General features: G+C 61.8%; 10 protein-coding genes. 4 read left to right on the top strand and 6 right to left on the bottom strand.

Going from position 1 to position 16,651, the window contains the following annotated elements; translation table 11 throughout:
• Nucleotides 1–213: 213 nt before the first annotated feature.
• Nucleotides 214–1,176, top strand: a complete 963-nt coding sequence (locus tag AD662_RS19610) for an alpha/beta hydrolase (RefSeq protein WP_053189532.1) — start codon at nucleotides 214–216, stop codon at nucleotides 1,174–1,176.
• Nucleotides 1,177–1,514: 338 nt separating this feature from the next.
• Here the strand turns inward: AD662_RS19610 and AD662_RS19605 are convergent, their stop codons facing one another.
• Together AD662_RS19605 and AD662_RS19600 are read right to left on the bottom strand one after the other, a co-directional pair.
• On the bottom strand, nucleotides 1,515–3,950 hold the full coding sequence (locus tag AD662_RS19605) for a TonB-dependent siderophore receptor (RefSeq protein WP_053189530.1): 2,436 nt from the start codon (nucleotides 3,948–3,950) through the stop codon (nucleotides 1,515–1,517).
• A 103-nt stretch (nucleotides 3,951–4,053) separates the two neighbouring features.
• Entirely contained in the window at nucleotides 4,054–5,703 is a 1,650-nt protein-coding gene (locus AD662_RS19600) for a cyclic peptide export ABC transporter (protein WP_018613079.1), read from the bottom strand.
• A gap of 544 nt (nucleotides 5,704–6,247) precedes the next feature.
• Between AD662_RS19600 and AD662_RS19590 the strand changes: the two genes are divergently transcribed.
• Nucleotides 6,248–8,722: a TonB-dependent siderophore receptor gene (locus AD662_RS19590; RefSeq protein ID WP_053189525.1), complete on the top strand. Its 2,475-nt coding sequence runs from the start codon at nucleotides 6,248–6,250 to the stop codon at nucleotides 8,720–8,722.
• 239 nt (nucleotides 8,723–8,961) lie between these two features.
• Nucleotides 8,962–9,126: a hypothetical protein gene (locus AD662_RS29365; protein ID WP_156334923.1), complete on the top strand. Its 165-nt coding sequence runs from the start codon at nucleotides 8,962–8,964 to the stop codon at nucleotides 9,124–9,126.
• A 1,072-nt stretch (nucleotides 9,127–10,198) separates the two neighbouring features.
• On the opposite strand, the gene pvdO is transcribed toward AD662_RS29365, so the two are convergent.
• Genes pvdO through pvdM form a run of 3 tightly spaced genes read right to left on the bottom strand, consistent with a single transcriptional unit; the run spans nucleotide 10,199 to nucleotide 13,745 of the window.
• Nucleotides 10,199–11,074 (bottom strand): dihydropyoverdine dehydrogenase, encoded by an 876-nt coding sequence (gene pvdO, locus AD662_RS19580; RefSeq protein WP_018613070.1) that lies wholly within the window; start codon nucleotides 11,072–11,074, stop codon nucleotides 10,199–10,201.
• Nucleotides 11,075–11,097: 23 nt separating this feature from the next.
• Nucleotides 11,098–12,378, bottom strand: coding sequence for a pyoverdine-tailoring periplasmic protein PvdN (gene pvdN, locus AD662_RS19575; RefSeq protein ID WP_053189521.1), 1,281 nt, complete (start codon nucleotides 12,376–12,378; stop codon nucleotides 11,098–11,100).
• Nucleotides 12,375–13,745, bottom strand: coding sequence for a pyoverdine-tailoring dipeptidase-like protein PvdM (pvdM, locus tag AD662_RS19570; protein ID WP_053189519.1), 1,371 nt, complete (start codon nucleotides 13,743–13,745; stop codon nucleotides 12,375–12,377). Before pvdM ends, pvdN begins: the two co-directional genes overlap by 4 nt.
• Nucleotides 13,746–14,071: 326 nt before the next feature.
• On the opposite strand from pvdM, the gene pvdP reads away from it, so the two are divergent.
• Nucleotides 14,072–15,688 carry a pyoverdine maturation tyrosinase PvdP gene (gene pvdP / locus AD662_RS19565; protein ID WP_074849746.1) on the top strand — a complete coding sequence of 539 codons (1,617 nt, stop codon included), beginning with the start codon at nucleotides 14,072–14,074 and terminating at the stop codon, nucleotides 15,686–15,688.
• 186 nt (nucleotides 15,689–15,874) lie between these two features.
• On the opposite strand, the gene AD662_RS30195 is transcribed toward pvdP, so the two are convergent.
• Entirely contained in the window at nucleotides 15,875–16,078 is a 204-nt protein-coding gene (locus AD662_RS30195) for a DUF6124 family protein (RefSeq protein WP_408003942.1), read from the bottom strand.
• Between the last annotated feature and the right edge of the window lie 573 nt (nucleotides 16,079–16,651).

Below are 16,651 nucleotides of genomic sequence, written 5' to 3'. Positions count from 1 at the left end.
ACCTTGGGGTGGGGCTGTGGGAGTTACACATGCCATGCCCCATCACCATTCCCATGTGGGAGCGAGCTTGCTCGCGATGGCGGTGCATCAGTCAACTCGATGTTGGCTGGACCAACGCTATCGCGAGCAAGCTCGCTCCCACAGGGTTCTGTGTCATTTCACAGATTCCATCGATTGTTCTTTCGTCCGAGATTTTCATAAGGAACCCCTGCGATGTCCCTGCATCCGGAACTCAATGCCTTCCTCGACCTGGCCGAAGAAAGCCAGGCCGAGGGTCCCGGGCCGTTTTACCTGTCGACGCCGGCCCAGGCCCGTGAGGCGTTCGAGCGCACCACGGTACAATTGCGCTGGAACGCTCCGGCGGATGTGCAGTGCGCCGCGCACTCATTCACGACCCGTGACGGCGCGACGCTGGCGCTGCGGCTGTACCGTCCCGCCACGGCTTCGACCCAGGCGCTGCCGGTGCTGGTGTACTTTCACGGCGGTGGTTATGTGGTCGGCAGCCTGGACTCCCACGACGGCGTCTGCCGCGAATTCTGTGCCCGGACACCCTGCGCGGTGTTGTCGGTGGGCTATCGCCTGGCCCCGGAACACACCTTCCCGACCCCGCTGAACGACGGCGCCGACGCCCTCGACTGGCTGGCCCGAAAGGCAGGCGCCGAAGGCCTGGACCTGAGCCGCGTGGCGTTCGGCGGCGACAGCGTCGGCGCGACCCTGGCGACGGTGCTGGCGCTGCAATCGGCCTTGGAACCCGCCTTGCTGGCGGTCAAGCCGTGCTTTCAATTGCTCTGCTACCCGGTGACCGATGCGTCCGCCAGCAGCCCGTCCACCGAGTTGTTCGGCGAAGGTTATCTGCTGGGGAGCGAAACCCTCGAGTGGTTCTACCGGCACTACGCCAATGAGCCCACCGATCGCCTGGACTGGCGTTTCTCGCCCTTGCTGGCGCCCGGTTGCCCAGGCCTGGCCCCGGCCCTGATCGCCCTGGCCGGCCATGACCCGCTGCTCGACGAAGGTCGCGCCTACGCCCGGCGTTTGCAGGCGCAGGGGGTGAGCGTGGAACTGATCGAATACACCGGCCTGATCCACGACTACCTGCGCTTGCAGAGCGTGGTGCCGGAGATTGACGAGGTGTATGGGCAGTTGAGCCAGGCGCTGCGGATTGCACTGACCGCCTGAGGGCCCACCATTCCCTGTGGGGTCACGCCACAGCCCCCCTGTGGGAGCGGGCTTGCTCGCGAAAGCGGTGGGTCAAACGACATCGATGTTGACTGTGCTGTCGTCTTCGCGAGCAAGCCCGCTCCCACAGTTGTGTTTGGGTGGTCTGAGGATTTGCATACGCCACAAATCCCTTGTGGGAGCGAGCCTGCTCGCGAAAGCGGTGGGGCAGCCGGCATCTGAAGTGACTGAAACACCGCATCGCGAGCAGGCTCGCTCCCACAGGGTATTGCCCATGTACCGTATTGGTAGGCACAAAAAAACCGGGCCAGGCCCGGTTTTTTTGTGTGCGGTGTTGCTTAGAAGTCGTAGGTCACGTCCAGCGAGGCCACGCGTTCCTGGCCGTAGTAGCAGCCGAACGAGTAGTTGCAGTTGGACACGTATTCGCGGTCGAAGACGTTCTGCACGTTCAGGCTGGTGGTGACGCCACGCAGGCTCGAGGTGGCCTTGCCCATGTCATAGCTGATGGTGGTGTCGAACACGGTGTAGGCTGGGACGTCGAACGAGTTGTCCGCGTCGCCAGGTTTACGCCCGGTATAGCGGACCCCCGCGCCAAAGGTCAGACCATTGAGCGATGCTTGGATGAAGTGGTAGTCAACCCATAAGGTGGCGGAGACAGGAGCCTGTTGTTCGCTGCGGTTGTCCTGGTAGCCCCACTGATCTTTGGTATAGAACGAATCGAGGTAGGTCGCGGCAGCCATCACATCAATATTGTTGATCGCGGATTTGACCTCCAGCTCAACGCCGCGGGAGCGGATCTCACCTGTCTGAGACTCGTACCCAGGGTTGTCCAAATCCTGAGTCTTCACGTTCTTCTGTTCGATCTGAAACACCGAGGCAGTGATCAGGGTTTTGTCGAACGGCTGGTACTTCACGCCCACTTCGTATTGCTCACCCTCGGTCGGCTTGAAGACATTGCTGTTAGCGTCCGTGCCCGTGGTCGGCAGGAAGGATTCCGAGTAGCTGATGTAGGGCGCCAGGCCGAAATCGGTGACATAGGTCAGGCCGATCCGGCCGGTGAACTTGTTGTCACGCAGTGAGGAAACAGTACCTGCCAGCAGGTCCTTGTTGTCCACTTCGGCCCAGTCCTGGCGGCCACCCACGGTCAGGATCCACTTGTCCAGCTTGATCTGGTCTTGCAGGTAGACGCCGGTCTGGCGAACGGTGTTGTCCCATTGGGTGTCCAGCGTCGGGGTCACGTCGCTGGTGTCGTAGTTGTTGTTATTGCCGTACAGGTCGATTGGCGCACCTGTGATGTTGTAGCCCTTGTATTTACGGTTGAAGTGGCGATAGTCCACGCCCGCCAGGGTGGTGTGCTCGAGGGCGCCGGTGTTGAATTTGTATTCCAGGTTGTTATCGACGGTGTAGGCGGTGTTGTGCTGCTGCCAGTCGAGTTTGTTGCGAGTGGCCTGGGTCTGGTCATTCCCAACGAAACCACGCAGGTAGAAGCCCCGATACTGGTCACGCACATCGGTGTAACGAGCCGTGGAGCGGAACGTCAGGTCATCGGTGAGGTTGTGGCTGAAGTCGTAGCCGAGAACGAACTGCTCACGCTTGTAGTCGTTCCACCGCGTGTCGCCGGAAAAAAAGTCCCGGTCGATCCGCTGGCCGTTGGGGCCGCGCTTCAGGGAGCCGATCATCGGCAGGGCTTGATAGTCCTCCAGGCCGTCATCGCGCTGGATCTGCGCCAGCACCGTCAACGAAGTGTCTTCGTTGGGTGCCCAGGTCAGGCTTGGCGCCAGCAGCATGCGTTCGCTGTGGGTGTGATCGACTTGTTGGTTGCCTTTTTTCGCCACGCCGATGACGCGGTAGCTGAATTCCTTTTGATCGTCGATTGGGCCGCTGGTGTCGAACGCGCCGTTGACCCGGTCGTAGCTGCCCGCGCCCAGTTTGATCTGGCTGCGCTGTTCAGTGGTCGGTCGCTTGGAGACCATGTTGATCAAGCCGCCGGGCTGGTTCTGTCCGTACAGCACCGATGAGGGGCCTTTGAGCACTTCGATGCGCTCCAGGGTATACGGATCGATTTGCGGCGCGCCGCCCAGGCTGCCGGCATAGGGCAGGTAGGCACCGTCGAGGTACAGCTGTGTCGGCGCGAACCCGCGGCTGGTGATTTCATCGGCGATGGTGTTGCGGTCGGTGAAGCCGCTGGTGTCCAGGCCCGGCGTGTAGCGCAAGGCCTGGGTCAGGTTGCGTGCGCCCTGGACGGCGATCTGGTCGGCGGTGACCACGTTGATGGTCTGCGGGATCTCCAGGATCGGTGTGTCGGTCTTGGTGCCGGTGGCGCTGCGGGTGGCGACGTAGCCGTCCACCGGGCCGTAGGCCGATTCCGCAGATTTACCGGTGATGGTGGTGGCGCCCAGTTCCAGCGAATCGCCCGCCGTCCTGGCGCGCACGCTGGCCGTGTTGCCCTGGATAGTGAACATGACGCCGGTCCCCACCAGCATCTGCGACAACGCTTGCGCCGGCGACAACCGGCCACTGACCGGCTGGCTGCGCAGGCCCTGGACATCATCGGCGCTGTAGAGCACTTGCATGTTCGTTTGATTGCTCAACGCCTGCAGGGCACTCGCCAGCGACTGCGCCGCAATGTTCAGATCGACTTCCTGTGCCTGGACCTGCGCGCTGAACGGCATGGCCAGTGCCAGGCTGAACGCGGTGGCGCTGAAGCCTGGTTGCAACAGGCGGCGCATGATCAGTGCCTTGGTAAAACGTGGAATCCCCGGAGTTGCTGGCATGTGTTTCACTCTTGCAGGTTTTAGTTTTAATAGGGTGTAGTTGTGATCAATTCTTAATTAGGACGCACCACCCCAGAAAAACCAGAATGAGAATCGTGATTATTTACGCGGGTTGCAGTTCGGTGATGACGCGGCCGGCTTCCATGCGCACCAATTGGTCGGCCACGTCGAAGTAACGATCGTCGTGGGAAATCACGATGATGGTCTTGCCCAGGCGCTTGAGATCCGGCAGCAACTCCGTGTAGAAAATCCGCCGGAAGGTCGGGTCCTGGTCGGCGGCCCATTCGTCGAAGACCAGCACCGGACGCTCTTCCAGCCATGCATTGACCAGCGCCAGGCGCTTGCGCTGGCCGGTGGACAGGTCGGTGGTGGTGAAGGCGCCGTCGCGCACGCTGACCTTGTGGGCGATCTCCAGGCGTTGCAGGTATTGGTTGGCGTCGTCCGGGATATGGGTGTCGCCCTGGACGATGTCGTCGAACAGGTAGTAGTCGGCAAAAATCGTCGTGAACAACTGGCGATAGTCATCGCGGGTCACGGCCGTCACGGCGTGGTCGTTGAGACGGATTTCCCCTTGCTGCGGCGCGTAGAGGCCCAACAGCAGCTTGATCAGCGTGGTCTTGCCACAGCCGTTTTCACCGACGATGAAGACGATGTCGCCCTGGTTGATCTTCAGGTTCACCGGCCCCAGGCGGAACGGCGTGGCGCCTTCCACCGCCGGGAAGCTGTAGGCCACATTGCTCAGTTCCAGCGTCTGCACCGGCGTTTTCGGCTGGCCCTGGTCGTTGAGTAGCAAGTGCGGTTCCGGGGATGAAAACTGTTCCGACAATTCGGCGATGCGACGGAAGGCGATCTGCGCACGACTGACGATGGGCAGGGTGCCGATCAGGTGTTCCAGCGGGCCTTTCATGTACAGCAACACCAGCACGAAACCGCTCATCACCGCTTTGTCGGCGCTCGGCCACAGCGACTGCAGGGCCAGGGCCAGGCCGATCACCACGAAGAACAGCATCGAGCCGAAGGTCTTGGCGATCACGAAAATGTTCACCGAGCGGATCTGCGTGTCGCAGATCTTGTTGGCGGTGTGCTCGATGCCCGAGACGAACATGCGGTGCCGACGGGGGCGATGGATGCGCAGCTCCTTGGCGCCTTCGGCGATGGCGTTGTAGTGCTTCTGCAATTCGTCCTCGGAATCGCGAGCCTCCATGAAGCCCTTGATCCCACGACCGCGGGCGATGTACTGCACCACGGTGCCGATGATGATTGCCACGACCATCATCAGGAACATCGGCCACGACAGCATCGCCAGGTAACCCATGCAACCGAGGGTGACGGTCAGAGAAATGGCGAGCGGGGCGAAGGCGAAGGCGAAGTCGCTGATGGTGTCGACGTCGTGGGTCAGCACCGGGATCAGGCGATGGCTGCGGTAGCGTTCGATCTGCTGGATGGGCGCCGACAGGACTTTTTCCCCCAGCTCCTTGCGCAGCTTGGCGATGATCTTCTGGCCGACGTAGTTGGTGCCGATGTCGGAACAGATGGAACTGACCAGAGCCAGCAGGCACAACCCGGCGAACACCCCCACCACGGTGTGGCTCAGCCCGCTTTCGGCATGCAGCACCTTGTTGATGGTCGCCAGCAGCACGGTCACGCTGAGGCCACCGACCATGCCCAGCAGGATGGCGCCGATGACAATCAGCCGGAAGGGTTTGAGCAGGGTGAACAATTCATTGATCACCCCGCGTTTTGGTTGGCTCATGGAGGTTTCCTGCTAGATGAAAAGGGCGAACGCCATCGCGGGGCATTCACCGCATGGGCTGGAGGACGGCGGCACGCCGGGTTGGAGCGCGCCCACCTGTAGAACGATTGGATGGGAAGGGGATTTAGCGAGGAGCTGCCTGACACACATTATTGTGGCGGGGGAGCTTGCTCCCGCTCGGTTGCGCAGCGACCGCAAAATCTTGGGGCCGCTTCGCCCGAAGCGTCGGACCGGCCCAGCGGGAGCAAGCTCCCTCGCCACCGTTGTGTTCGCAACCCTGGTATTGGCTGTGTTCATGGAATCCAGGATTAAAAAGGCCGGCGCCTAACAGAGCCGGCCTTTTTTTATCTTTTTCGCGAATGATAAGTAAAGTCATTCCGGTTTTGGCAGACGCTGCGTCTTACTTAGGTATGTGGGCAAATCGGGTCGGCCACGCACTGACACATTGCCCTGAGGCAATCGACCGTTCGGGTTCACAGGTGCTGGCGAGCGGCGGGCCCTTAGGCCCCATGGACTTTTACTTCGACCAATAATAGAGAGCACGATGTCATCCATTCATGAGTTGAAACCTCTGTTCAAGGCACTCGTCATGTCCCGCGGCCTGCGCTCGCGGCGGGTGTTGGCCGGTCTGGGGTTGGTCTGCGTACTGCCCCTCAGCGCTCAGGTGATGGCAGAAGACGTCAGCATCAACATTCCTGCGCAACCGCTGCCGCAGGCACTGCAAGCGTTCGGTCAGCAGACTAACCAGCAAGTGATCTACAACGCTGGCGACGTGGCCGGGCTGAAAAGCACCCGCGTCAGCGGCACAATGAGCCCGCAGGCGGCCATCGCCGAATTGCTCAAGGGCACTGGCGTGCGCTACAGCCTCGAGGGCAATACCCTGATGCTGATGCGCGGCCCTGCCACGGGAGGCCTTGAGCTGGGTGCGACCACCATCAGTGCCGCGTCGGTGGACGCGACCACCGAAGGCAGCAACTCATACACCAGCAACGCCGTGACCATTGGCAAGGGGACTCACACCCTCAAGGAAATTCCCCAGTCGATCACCGTGATGACGCGCAAGCAGATGGATGACCAGAACCTGGTCAGCCTCAAGGACGCCGTCAACCAGACCACCGGCATCGTCGGTCTGCAGGGCGTCGGCCAAGGCATGATCCTGTCGTCACGCGGTTTCCAGATCGACGATTGGCAATACGATGGTGTGCCGATCCTGCGTAACAACTATTCGCTGGGCAACTGGGCGACCCAGGACCTGATCTTCTTCGACCGCCTGGAAATCATGCGCGGCGCGGCCGGCCTGCTGCAAGGCACTGGCAGCCCCGGTGGTGCCGTCAACCTGGTGCGCAAGCGTGGCCAGCATGCACCGACCGTTACCCTGACCGGCAAGGCCGGTTCCTGGGATCACTACGGTCTGCAATTGGACGCTGGCGGCCCACTGAACCAGGCCGGCAACATCCGCGGCCGCGTCGTCATCGATGAAGACCAGAGCAACTCGTTTGTCGACTATGCGTGGAACAAGACCCACTCGCTGTACGGTGCGTTGGACGTCGATCTGAGCGAAGACACCACCCTGGGCTTCGCGGTCAGCCAATCGAATGGCGAATCGCGCGGCAACATCCGTGGCCTGCCACGCTACGCCAACGGTTCGATGCCGGACGTGTCGCGTTCGACCTATACGGGCGCGCGTTGGAACCGTTCGGAAATCGAGGTCACTACCTACTACACCGACCTGGAGCATCGGTTCAACGAGGACTGGGCGTTCAAGGTGGGTGCCGTGTACATGACCGAAGACAACCAGGCGAAAAACCAGCGAGTGCAAAGGCTTGGCGGTCTCAACCCTGATGGCAGTGGCGTGCAATATGCCGACTTCGTGACTGATTTCCAGTCCACGAAGTCCGGTCTGGACATGAACCTGACCGGCAAGTTCGAAGCCTTGTCGATGGAGCAGGAAGTCATGCTCGGCGGCAACTTCTCGCAGTTGGAGACGGATGATAAATTCGCCCGTACATTCAACCCCACCAGCGACTCCATCTTCGACCTGAACAATGACCGGCCGGACATCAGCTACGAGAGTCTGATCGCTGCGGGCGGGCGGGGCACCCTCAGCAAATACGATATCCGCCAGAAGGGTGTGTATGGCACCTGGCGCGTGAAGCCTATCGATGATCTGACGCTGGTGCTGGGTTCCCGGGTCAGCTGGTATGACTTCAGCTACAAATCGAGAACCGAAGACTCAGCCGGTATTACCCCATACACGGCAAGCACCGGAACTGAAACCGGAGTGGTCACGCCCTACGGCGGTATCATCTATGACCTGAGCCGTGAGTGGGCGGTGTACGCCAGCTACACTGATGTGTTCCAGCCCCAGACCGAGGTCGATACCAGCGGTTCGGTGCTCAAGCCCATCGTTGGCACCAACTACGAAGTCGGCCTCAAGGGTGAGCTGATGGACGGTCGGGTCAATACCTCCCTGGCCATCTTCCGTTACGATCACGAGAACCGTGCTATCGAAGACACCGCCGGAGGGATGGTATGTGAGGGCGGGTATTGCTCGGCTGCCTCGGGGAAAGTGCGCAGCCAGGGTTTCGATGCCGAAATCAGTGGTGAAGTGGTAGACAATCTGCAGTTGTTCGCGGGCTACACCTACAACACCACCAAGTACCTGGAGGAGCCGGGGAAGGAAGGTGTTGTCTTCAGTAGCTGGACGCCGAAACACATGCTGCGGGTGTGGGGTAACTACCAACTGACCGGCGATTGGAGCCGCGTCAGCGCTGGCCTGGGCTTTACCACCCAAAGCCACACACTGGTTTACCAAGAAAAGACCGACATACCGGGTTATACCGTGTGGAATGCTCGTATTGGCTACCAGCTGACGCCGGAAATTGCTTTGGCGCTCAATGCCAACAACCTGTTTGACAAGACGTACATAACGTCCGCTTACAACCAGCTCGATGGCAACAATAACTTCGGTGATCCGCGGAACCTGATGTTCTCGGTGAAGTACACCCCGGAGTTCTGATTCTTGCGGGAATGAAAGAGACCCGCCTTGTGGGTAGTGTTGGTCACTCAAAAACGGTGCTTCTTCAGAAATGGGACGCGCCGTTTTTTTTGGGTTTTTTTGGGATGGGGGGGTGTGTATATCCGTTGCTGCGGTAACGGCGGCTTATGGTTTCGCCCTTACGGCGAGTCACTTTCGAAAAGCGCGAAAGTAACCAAAGCGCTTCTGCCCCACCACTTGGTGCCTCGCTTAGGCTCGGCATGCCCTCACTCCGGCATTGCTCCGTGGGCCGCCGCGAAGGGCCATCCATGGCCCAGCGCGGCTATCCCGGCATCCATGCCGGGATGCCCACTGCGCAATGCCTGCATTCGGCCATCGTGGTTAACGGGGCGCCCGAGATCAACGTCCGAAACGAGGCGGCCTGATAGCCGACCTGGTTCTTAGTGGTATCGCGTTTTTTCTGTGGGAGCGGGCTTGCTCGCGAAGGCGGCGTTACAGTCAATGAAGAGGGTGGATGTGCCTGCCTCTTCGCGAGCAAGCTCCACCACAGAAGGACTCCGGGTGCACACGGATATTGTGGCTGCTGGAGATCCAATGTGGGAGCGAGCCTGCTCGCGAAGGCGCGGTTACAGTCAACGACGATGTTGGATGTGCTGGCCTCATCGCGAGCAAGCTCGCTCCCACAGAAGGACTCCGGGTGCACATGGAGTTTGTGGCTGCTGGAGATCCAATGTGGGAGCGGGCTTGCTCGCGAAGGCGGAGTTACAGTCGATGAAGATGTTGGATGTGCCGGCCTCATCGCGAGCAAGCTCGCACAGAAGGACTCCGGGTGTACACGGAGTTTGTGGCTGCTGAAGATCCAATGTGGGAGCGGGCTTGCTCGCGAAGGCGGGGTTACAGTCGATGAAGAGGGTGGATGGCCGGCCTCTTCGCGAGCAAGCTCGCTCCCACAGAAGGACTCCGGGTGCACACGGATATTGTGGCTGCTGAAGATCCAATGTGGGAGCGGGCTTGCTCGCGAAGGCGGGGTTACAGTCAACGACGATGTTGGATGTGCTGGCCTCATCGCGAGCAAGCTCGCTCCCACAGAAGGACTCCGGGTGCACACGGATATTGTGGCTGCTGGAGATCCAATGTGGGAGCGAGCCTGCTCGCGAAGGCGCGGTTACAGTCGATGAAGATGTTGGATGTGCCGGCCTCATCGCGAGCAAGCTCGCACAGAAGGACTCCGGGTGTACACGGAGTTTGTGGCTGCTGAAGATCCAATGTGGGAGCGGGCTTGCTCGCGAAGGCGGGGTTACAGTCGATGAAGATATTGGATGTGCCGGCCTCATCGCGAGCAAGCTCGCACAGAAGGACTCCGGGTGTACACGGAGTTTGTGGCTGCTGAAGATCCAATGTGGGAGCGGGCTTGCTCGCGAAGGCGGGGTTACAGTCGATGAAGAGGGTGGATGTGCCGGCCTCTTCGCGAGCAAGCTTTGCTCTCACAGGGGGCGCCTACATATCCCGCGCCACCCGAAAACCGATCCAGTCGCCGCGGTCGCCTGGCACCAGTGCGTTGCGGTTGCCGGAGCGGGAGAACACTGGCGCCTCGCCCCAGTCGTTGCCGCGGATGCGTTTGAATTCGCACTTGCCGGTCAGCCAGGCGCTGCCGTCGCTCGGGGCGCCCACGTAGTTTTCGTTGTAGCAATCGGCGGTCCATTCGTAGATGTTGCCGTGCATGTCATACACGCCGAAGGCGTTGGGTGCGAAGCTGCCGGCCGGGGCGGTGAAGTTGTAGCCGTCGGCCGCGCCGTAGGTGTTGGCGTGCTGGGCGATGCTGTATTCCTTGCCCTCGTCGAACGGGAAGGGGAACGGCCCGGTGCTGCCGCCGCGTGCTGCGTACTCGCGCAGGGATTCGCTGACCAATCGGTATTGCTTGCCGGTTTTTTTCGACAACCACGCGACGTAGGCATTGGCCTCGGCGAAGTCCATGCACACCGCCGGGTGCCGGTCGGTGTATTGCTTGCGTGGGTCGCTGCCCTGGTAGTCGGGGATGCCGGCCTTGCAGGCCCGGCCGGGGCGCTCATCGCCGTCGGGCATTGTGTAGCCGGTATCGCGCAGGTAGGCGAACCATTCGCCCTTGAGCACCTGGAAGCGACTGATCGCCAGCGGTTTGGCGAACGTCACCGGGTGCATCGGGCCTTCGTCGGGCTCGCGGCCTACTTCGTCTTCCGGGGTGCCCATCTGGAAGGTGCCGGTGGGCAGCACGACCATTTCCGGGCAGTCCTTGCAGTCGCGAAAGACCTGGCCCGCTTGAGACGCCTGGGCGCCGGAGGGCAGCAGGGCGGCGACGGCCAGTGCCGGGAATAGCTTCAACAAAAAACTGTTCATCCATCTCTCTCGATAAGTCAGGTTCAGAGTGTCTTGCCCAGCAAGCCCATGAAGCGATCGATCTCGGCTTCGGTGTTGAGCAGCCCCGGCGCGGTGCGGACCACCGGCCCCGCATCGCGATGCACGGCGTCGGCGATTACGCGGTTCTTCATCAGGTAAGCGGCGACCTCGTCGCTGTCGCGGTCCTTGACCCGGAAGAAGGTGAAACCGGCGGACAGGTCTGGGCTCAGCGGGGTGACCAGTTCGATCTGCGGCTGTGCCAGCAGCTGTTTTTTCAAATAGCTATTGAGGGCATGGATGCGCGCCTGCACCTCGGCCTTGCCCAATTGCAGGTGCAACTTGAACGCCTCGTCCGCCGCCCAGCGATGCTCGAAAGCGTGATAACCACCTGGGGTCATGGTGGTGGAAAACGCCGTGGCTTCGGAGAAGGTCGGGATGATTGGCGTGACGTACTTGAGCTCTTCGCTGCGGCTGCACACCAGGCCCGTGCCGCGTGGGCCGAACATCCACTTGTGGGTGCCGGCGATGAAAAAGTCGCAATTCATGGCGGGGAAACTGAGGTCTTCGACGCCGAAGCCGTGCACGCCGTCCACCACATAAATGATCCGCTGTTCATCGCTGCGGCCCTGGTTGTACTTGTCCACCAGGGCGCCGATCTTGTCGATCGGCAGTTTCACACCGCTGCCCGAGTGCACCCAGGTCATGCCCAGCACCCGGGTCTCGGGGCGGATGTTGCGGTCGATGGCCGTGAGGATCTGTTCATGGCTGGCGTCGTGGGCGTTGTCGAACAGCTTGATCTTGCGCACCCGTGTTTCCGTCCGTTGGGTGCGCAGGTCGAGAATGGTGTGGGTGGCGTAGTGTTCGTGGACGGTGGTGAGGATTTCCTGGTCGGCCGCGACATGGGCGCCGCCGTAAATCATCGACAGGCCTTCGGTGGTGCTGCCGGTGAGGGCGATCTGCTTCGGGCTCGCTTGCAGGTAACGGCCGGCCCAGGTGCGGACGTTTTCCTCGCGTTCTTCGGTGACACCCAGGTCCCAGTCCATCAACAGCCCCGGGTTTTTATCCAGGGCGGCGCGGTGCCGGTCGATGGCCTCGCGCACCGGGCGCGGGTGGGTGGTGACCAGGAAATTGGAGAAGTGCAGATAGTCCGGGTCCTGGTTGAACAGCGAGCGCAACTGTACCCATTTGTCCTTGGACAGCGGTGGCAGTGGATCGGCGCTGGCCGTGACGGGCAGGCTGGCAGCGAGCGGCAGGCCGGCGGCGAGGATCCCGGCCTGCTTCAGGAAGGTGCGACGCTCGTTCATGGCTGGACGGCCTTCTGGGTCGAGGCGAGGGCGGGGCGGGCGGCTTTCTGGACCTGGTCCCAGACCCGCAGGAAATTGCCGCCCCACAGTTTGGCGATGTCGGCTTCGGAGTAGCCGCGGGTCAGCAGTTCGGCGGTGACGTTGCGGATGTCGCCGACGTTCTCCCAGCCTTCCACACCGCCGCCTTCGTTGAAGTCCGAGCTGATGCCGACGTGGTCGATGCCGATCTTGCGCACGGTGTAGTCGATGGCATCGCCCAGGTCCTTGAGGCTGGCCTTGGGCTCTTCTTCGAGGATGCCGTAGAGCTGGCCGGCGTATTCGCCGAATTTCTGTTCCGGCCAGGCGGCGATGATCGGGTCGCCGGGCATCAGCGCCATCGCCAGGTTGGGCAGCGGCGGCAGGTCGAAGCGTTCGCGCAGGGCGTTGAGCTTGTCCTGGGTCTTTTGCGTCAGCGGCCGCAGGTATTGAGAGAAACCGACGACCTGCACCACGCCGCCGCTGGCCTTGATCAGTTGCATTTCCTTGTCGCTGAGGTTGCGTGGAATGTCGACCATCGCCCGTGGCGCCGAATGGGAGGCCACCAGCGGCGTGCGGCTCAGTTGCGCGACTTGTTCCAGGGCCTGGGTCGACATCTGCGACACGTCGATGATCACGCCTAGGTCGTTCAGGCGCGTCACCGCTTGCTTGCCGATGTCCGACAGGCCGCCGAGGGCGTCGGGCGAGTCGTTGAAGAACGGCAGCGGACGGGAGGAGTCGGCCCAGTCGTTGTTGCCGATGTAGCTGAAGCCGAACATGCGCATGCCTCGCGCGGTCCACAGGTCCAACAGGCTCAGGTCGTGGCCGAGGGGATAGGCGTTGAGCATGCTGATGAAGATCGCGAACTTGCCTTCGCCGTGCAGGCGGCGGAAATCATCCGGGGTGTAGGCGATGGCGACCTGGTTGGGGAAGTCGCGGACCAGGCCGGTGATGATTTTGTAGCGCACTTCCTGCTGGTTGCGCGCTTCCTCGACGAAGCCGGCGGTGGGCTTGTGCGGCGCGTTGGGGCCGTTCCACAACTCCGGCCAGCCAAACACCGTCAGGGCCGCGCCGGACAACTGCCCGCGGTTGGCTTTCACCAGGTCGAACTGGCCGCTGCCGTCCTTGTAGGCTTCATTGCCCGCGGTGCCGAAATCCAGCGGTACGGTGATGTGGCTGTCGAAGGACAGCAGGCGTTCGTGCAGCTCCCTGGCTTCGTTCATGACTTTGACCGGGTAGCCGGGATTGTCCCGCCACCAGTGATCCCAAGCCGCGACGCCAGCACCGACGGCCAACGCCAGGGCCAGGGGCAGGCCGATGAAAAGAGCCTTTTTCGAACGAGGTGTTGTCATTGCCGATCTCAGTCAGGTTCGCCTTGGAAGGACAGGCGCGGGGGCCTTTGCTATCTGGGGAGAACGAGTGATCGGCGGGGAAATTTAGGTGTTCTCGAGGCCGCCATCGCGAGCAAGCTTTGCTCCCACAGTGCAACTGCAATGGGCTCCACCTGTGGGAGCAAAGCTTGCTTGAAACCAACCCATCTCTTGCGAATGTATTCAGATCCCCTGTGGGAGCAAAGCTTGCTCGCGATGAGGCCCTCACATCTGCCTATAAATTTGTCAGCCCACCCATCGTTCTAGCTTGGATAAAGCCCGCTCCAGGGCTGGACACAGGTAAGGCAATGACGATTTCTCGACGATGGTTCATGGCAGGCCTGGCGCTGACCGGTGCCGCCGTGCCTGCGGTGTATTACGGGCATCGCGAACTGACCCGGCCGGACCCGACCATTACCCCCGGCGAGGCCTCGTTCGACGTGGCTGACGTAGAGGGCCAGCGCCGGGCCGATACGTTGCGGGGCATCTGGACGATCCGTTTCACCGGCCGCGACGCCGGTCTCGAAGGCTTGCCCCAGGACGGTCTGCAACTATTGCTCGATATCGGCCAAAGGGGCCGTGGCCTGGTGGGCTACCTCGACAGCGCCGAAGGCTTGCGCGCTACCGATGAGCCGCGTTATCGGGTGTTGGGCGACCTGGCCGGCACCGACCCGAAGCAACTGAGCTGGCGGCTGATGAGTGCTCGCCAGGACGCGCCGGACTACGAGTTCATCATGACCCTGGACGAAGTCTGGGCCGGTTTCGGCAATGCCGGCAGCGCCACCCTCAGCGGTCGTGTGTTGCGCCTGGACCGCCCCATGGCACTGCCTGAACAGGACAATCATTTCATCGCCCTCAAGCAACGCTTCCCCGAGGCCCGGGAGCGCACGCCGCTGAGCCCGCCGTTGCTGGCCTGGCTGGTGTCGCCCGAGCATCGGCTGTTCCACCAGCTCTGGCACGCCACGCGGGACAAATGGCACACCCTGGACGAGGACAAACGCAATGCCCTGCGCGGCATCGGTTGGCAGCCCGGCCCACGGGACCAGGAGCGTGATGCCCGCGGCCCGCGCAAGGATCGCAACGGCTCGGGCGTGGACTTCTTTTTCATGCACCGGCACATGCTCGGCACGGCCCGTTCGTTCCAGCCGCTGCCGTCGTGGCCGCGCTTTCCCTTGCCGCAACCGGAGCTGGAACGCGATCGCCTTGGGTTTGCCCGCTACCTCGATAACCACGATGGCACGGCCTTGCCGCCGACCTGGTTGGCCGATGGCGACGAGCAGTACGCCCAGTGGGTCAGCGACATCAAGACCGCCGAGACCTACCACAGCAATTTCCAGGTCTGGGAATCGCGCTACCGCGACCCGCGCTACCTGTCGAAATTGACCTTGGGCCAGTTCGGTTCGGAAGTGGAGTTGGGCCTGCACGACTGGCTGCACATGCGCTGGGCCTCGGTGCCGCGTGACCCTTCCAACGGTCACCCGGTGCCGTTCGCCCGTGACCCGGACGACTTCGCCGCGCGCTGGTACGCCGCGGAAAACGACTTCCTCGGTGATCCGTTTTCCTCCCACGTGAGCCCGGTGTTCTGGGCGTTCCACGGCTGGATCGACGACCGCCTCGAAGACTGGTTCCGCGCCCACGAACGTTTCCACCCGGGCGAAGTGAGCCGGCTCGACGTCAACGGCGTGCCCTGGTACGCCCCGGGCCGCTGGGTCGAAATCGGCGACCCCTGGCTGGGCCCGGACACCCACGGTTGCAGCACCACGCCGGGGCTGCAGGTTGGGCGCTCGGTGGAGATGGACCCGGAAACCATGAAACTGGCCCTGCGCATCACCTTCGGCAGCGATGACAAAAAGCTCTCCGAACTGTTCCGCCGCGTGCCGCAGCGGCCGTGGTATGCGCGTAATCTCAAATCCAAGCCGGTTTAACCCTTCCTAGCTGGATGAACATCATTGTGGCGAGGGGATTTATTTGTGGGAGCAAGGCTTGCCCGCGATGCAGGCACCTCGGTCCCCCTGAAACCGTGTCGCCTTCATCGCGGGCAAGCCTTGCTCCCACAGGGGATAAGTTTCCCTCTCCTTCATTTGTCACTTGGCTTGAAGGGAGGGGAGCGCTTATCGCGGCGCAGCGATGTCCAGGGCGCGGTTCGCCAGCAACTCACTCAGCTCGACCATCTGCTGGATCCCCAGGGCAAAACTCCGTTGCGCGCCTTCCAAATCAAAGGCCAGTTCGTTGGCCATGACATTGACCGAGGCGAGGGTTTCGCTGAGGTTGGCCAGCAGGCATTCCAGGTCCGCGTCTTGCGCGACAGTGAACAACTGGCCCGGTGGTGGAGTGGGTTTTTCAGGCTTTGGATCGAGGTAAAAGGCGAGGGCGCGGTCGGCGGCTTCGTTGAGTTTTTTGGATTCGTCTTCGGGGGGGATTGGGGGTGATCTTGAACATTGTGCAGCTCCTGGTTATTTATGAGGCGCTGCCAGACATCACTTGCAGATGATGGGTGGCAGCTATGCGCGGGTCTGCAAGACCGGGAAACCAGGAACCCGGCAGACCCGAAGGTCTCCCGCACACAGCCGCCATTGAGCGACACGGGTGTGTCGATTGGCTTGTGGCTATGCGCCTGGTATTTCGTCGGGCTTGCAGACCCGATCACTGATGGGCAGTGACGGGAAACAAGTTATCGATGGGGTGCCAAGCGCACAAGCCGGCGGATTCTGGCGTAGTTGTAGGCAATGACGCAAGGCAGCGTAGCCTCGCTCGGGAGTCCTACATGGCCCGATAAACAGAGCCCAAGCCGGACACCGTTTATGAAGTGTGGGACTTATCTGTGGGAGCAAGGCTTGCCCGCGATGCAGGCACCTCGGTCCCCCTGAAACCGCGTCGCCTGCATCGCG

Source organism: Pseudomonas kilonensis (assembly GCF_001269885.1).
In the GTDB taxonomy this organism is placed as follows: Bacteria; Pseudomonadota; Gammaproteobacteria; order Pseudomonadales; family Pseudomonadaceae; genus Aquipseudomonas; species Aquipseudomonas kilonensis.
This window is presented reverse-complemented; position numbering and strand designations above follow the sequence as displayed.

What these genes read in the sequence shown, in the direction of transcription:
- AD662_RS19610 (WP_053189532.1), top strand. Translation starts at nt 214, where the DNA reads ATGTCCCTGCATCCGGAACTCAATGCCTTCCTCGACCTGGCCGAAGAA.
- AD662_RS19605 (WP_053189530.1), bottom strand. Translation starts at nt 3,950, where the DNA reads ATGCCAGCAACTCCGGGGATTCCACGTTTTACCAAGGCACTGATCATG.
- AD662_RS19600 (WP_018613079.1), bottom strand. Translation starts at nt 5,703, where the DNA reads ATGAGCCAACCAAAACGCGGGGTGATCAATGAATTGTTCACCCTGCTC.
- AD662_RS19590 (WP_053189525.1), top strand. Translation starts at nt 6,248, where the DNA reads ATGTCATCCATTCATGAGTTGAAACCTCTGTTCAAGGCACTCGTCATG.
- AD662_RS29365 (WP_156334923.1), top strand. Translation starts at nt 8,962, where the DNA reads ATGCCCTCACTCCGGCATTGCTCCGTGGGCCGCCGCGAAGGGCCATCC.
- pvdO (WP_018613070.1), bottom strand. Translation starts at nt 11,074, where the DNA reads ATGAACAGTTTTTTGTTGAAGCTATTCCCGGCACTGGCCGTCGCCGCC.
- pvdN (WP_053189521.1), bottom strand. Translation starts at nt 12,378, where the DNA reads ATGAACGAGCGTCGCACCTTCCTGAAGCAGGCCGGGATCCTCGCCGCC.
- pvdM (WP_053189519.1), bottom strand. Translation starts at nt 13,745, where the DNA reads ATGACAACACCTCGTTCGAAAAAGGCTCTTTTCATCGGCCTGCCCCTG.
- pvdP (WP_074849746.1), top strand. Translation starts at nt 14,072, where the DNA reads ATGACGATTTCTCGACGATGGTTCATGGCAGGCCTGGCGCTGACCGGT.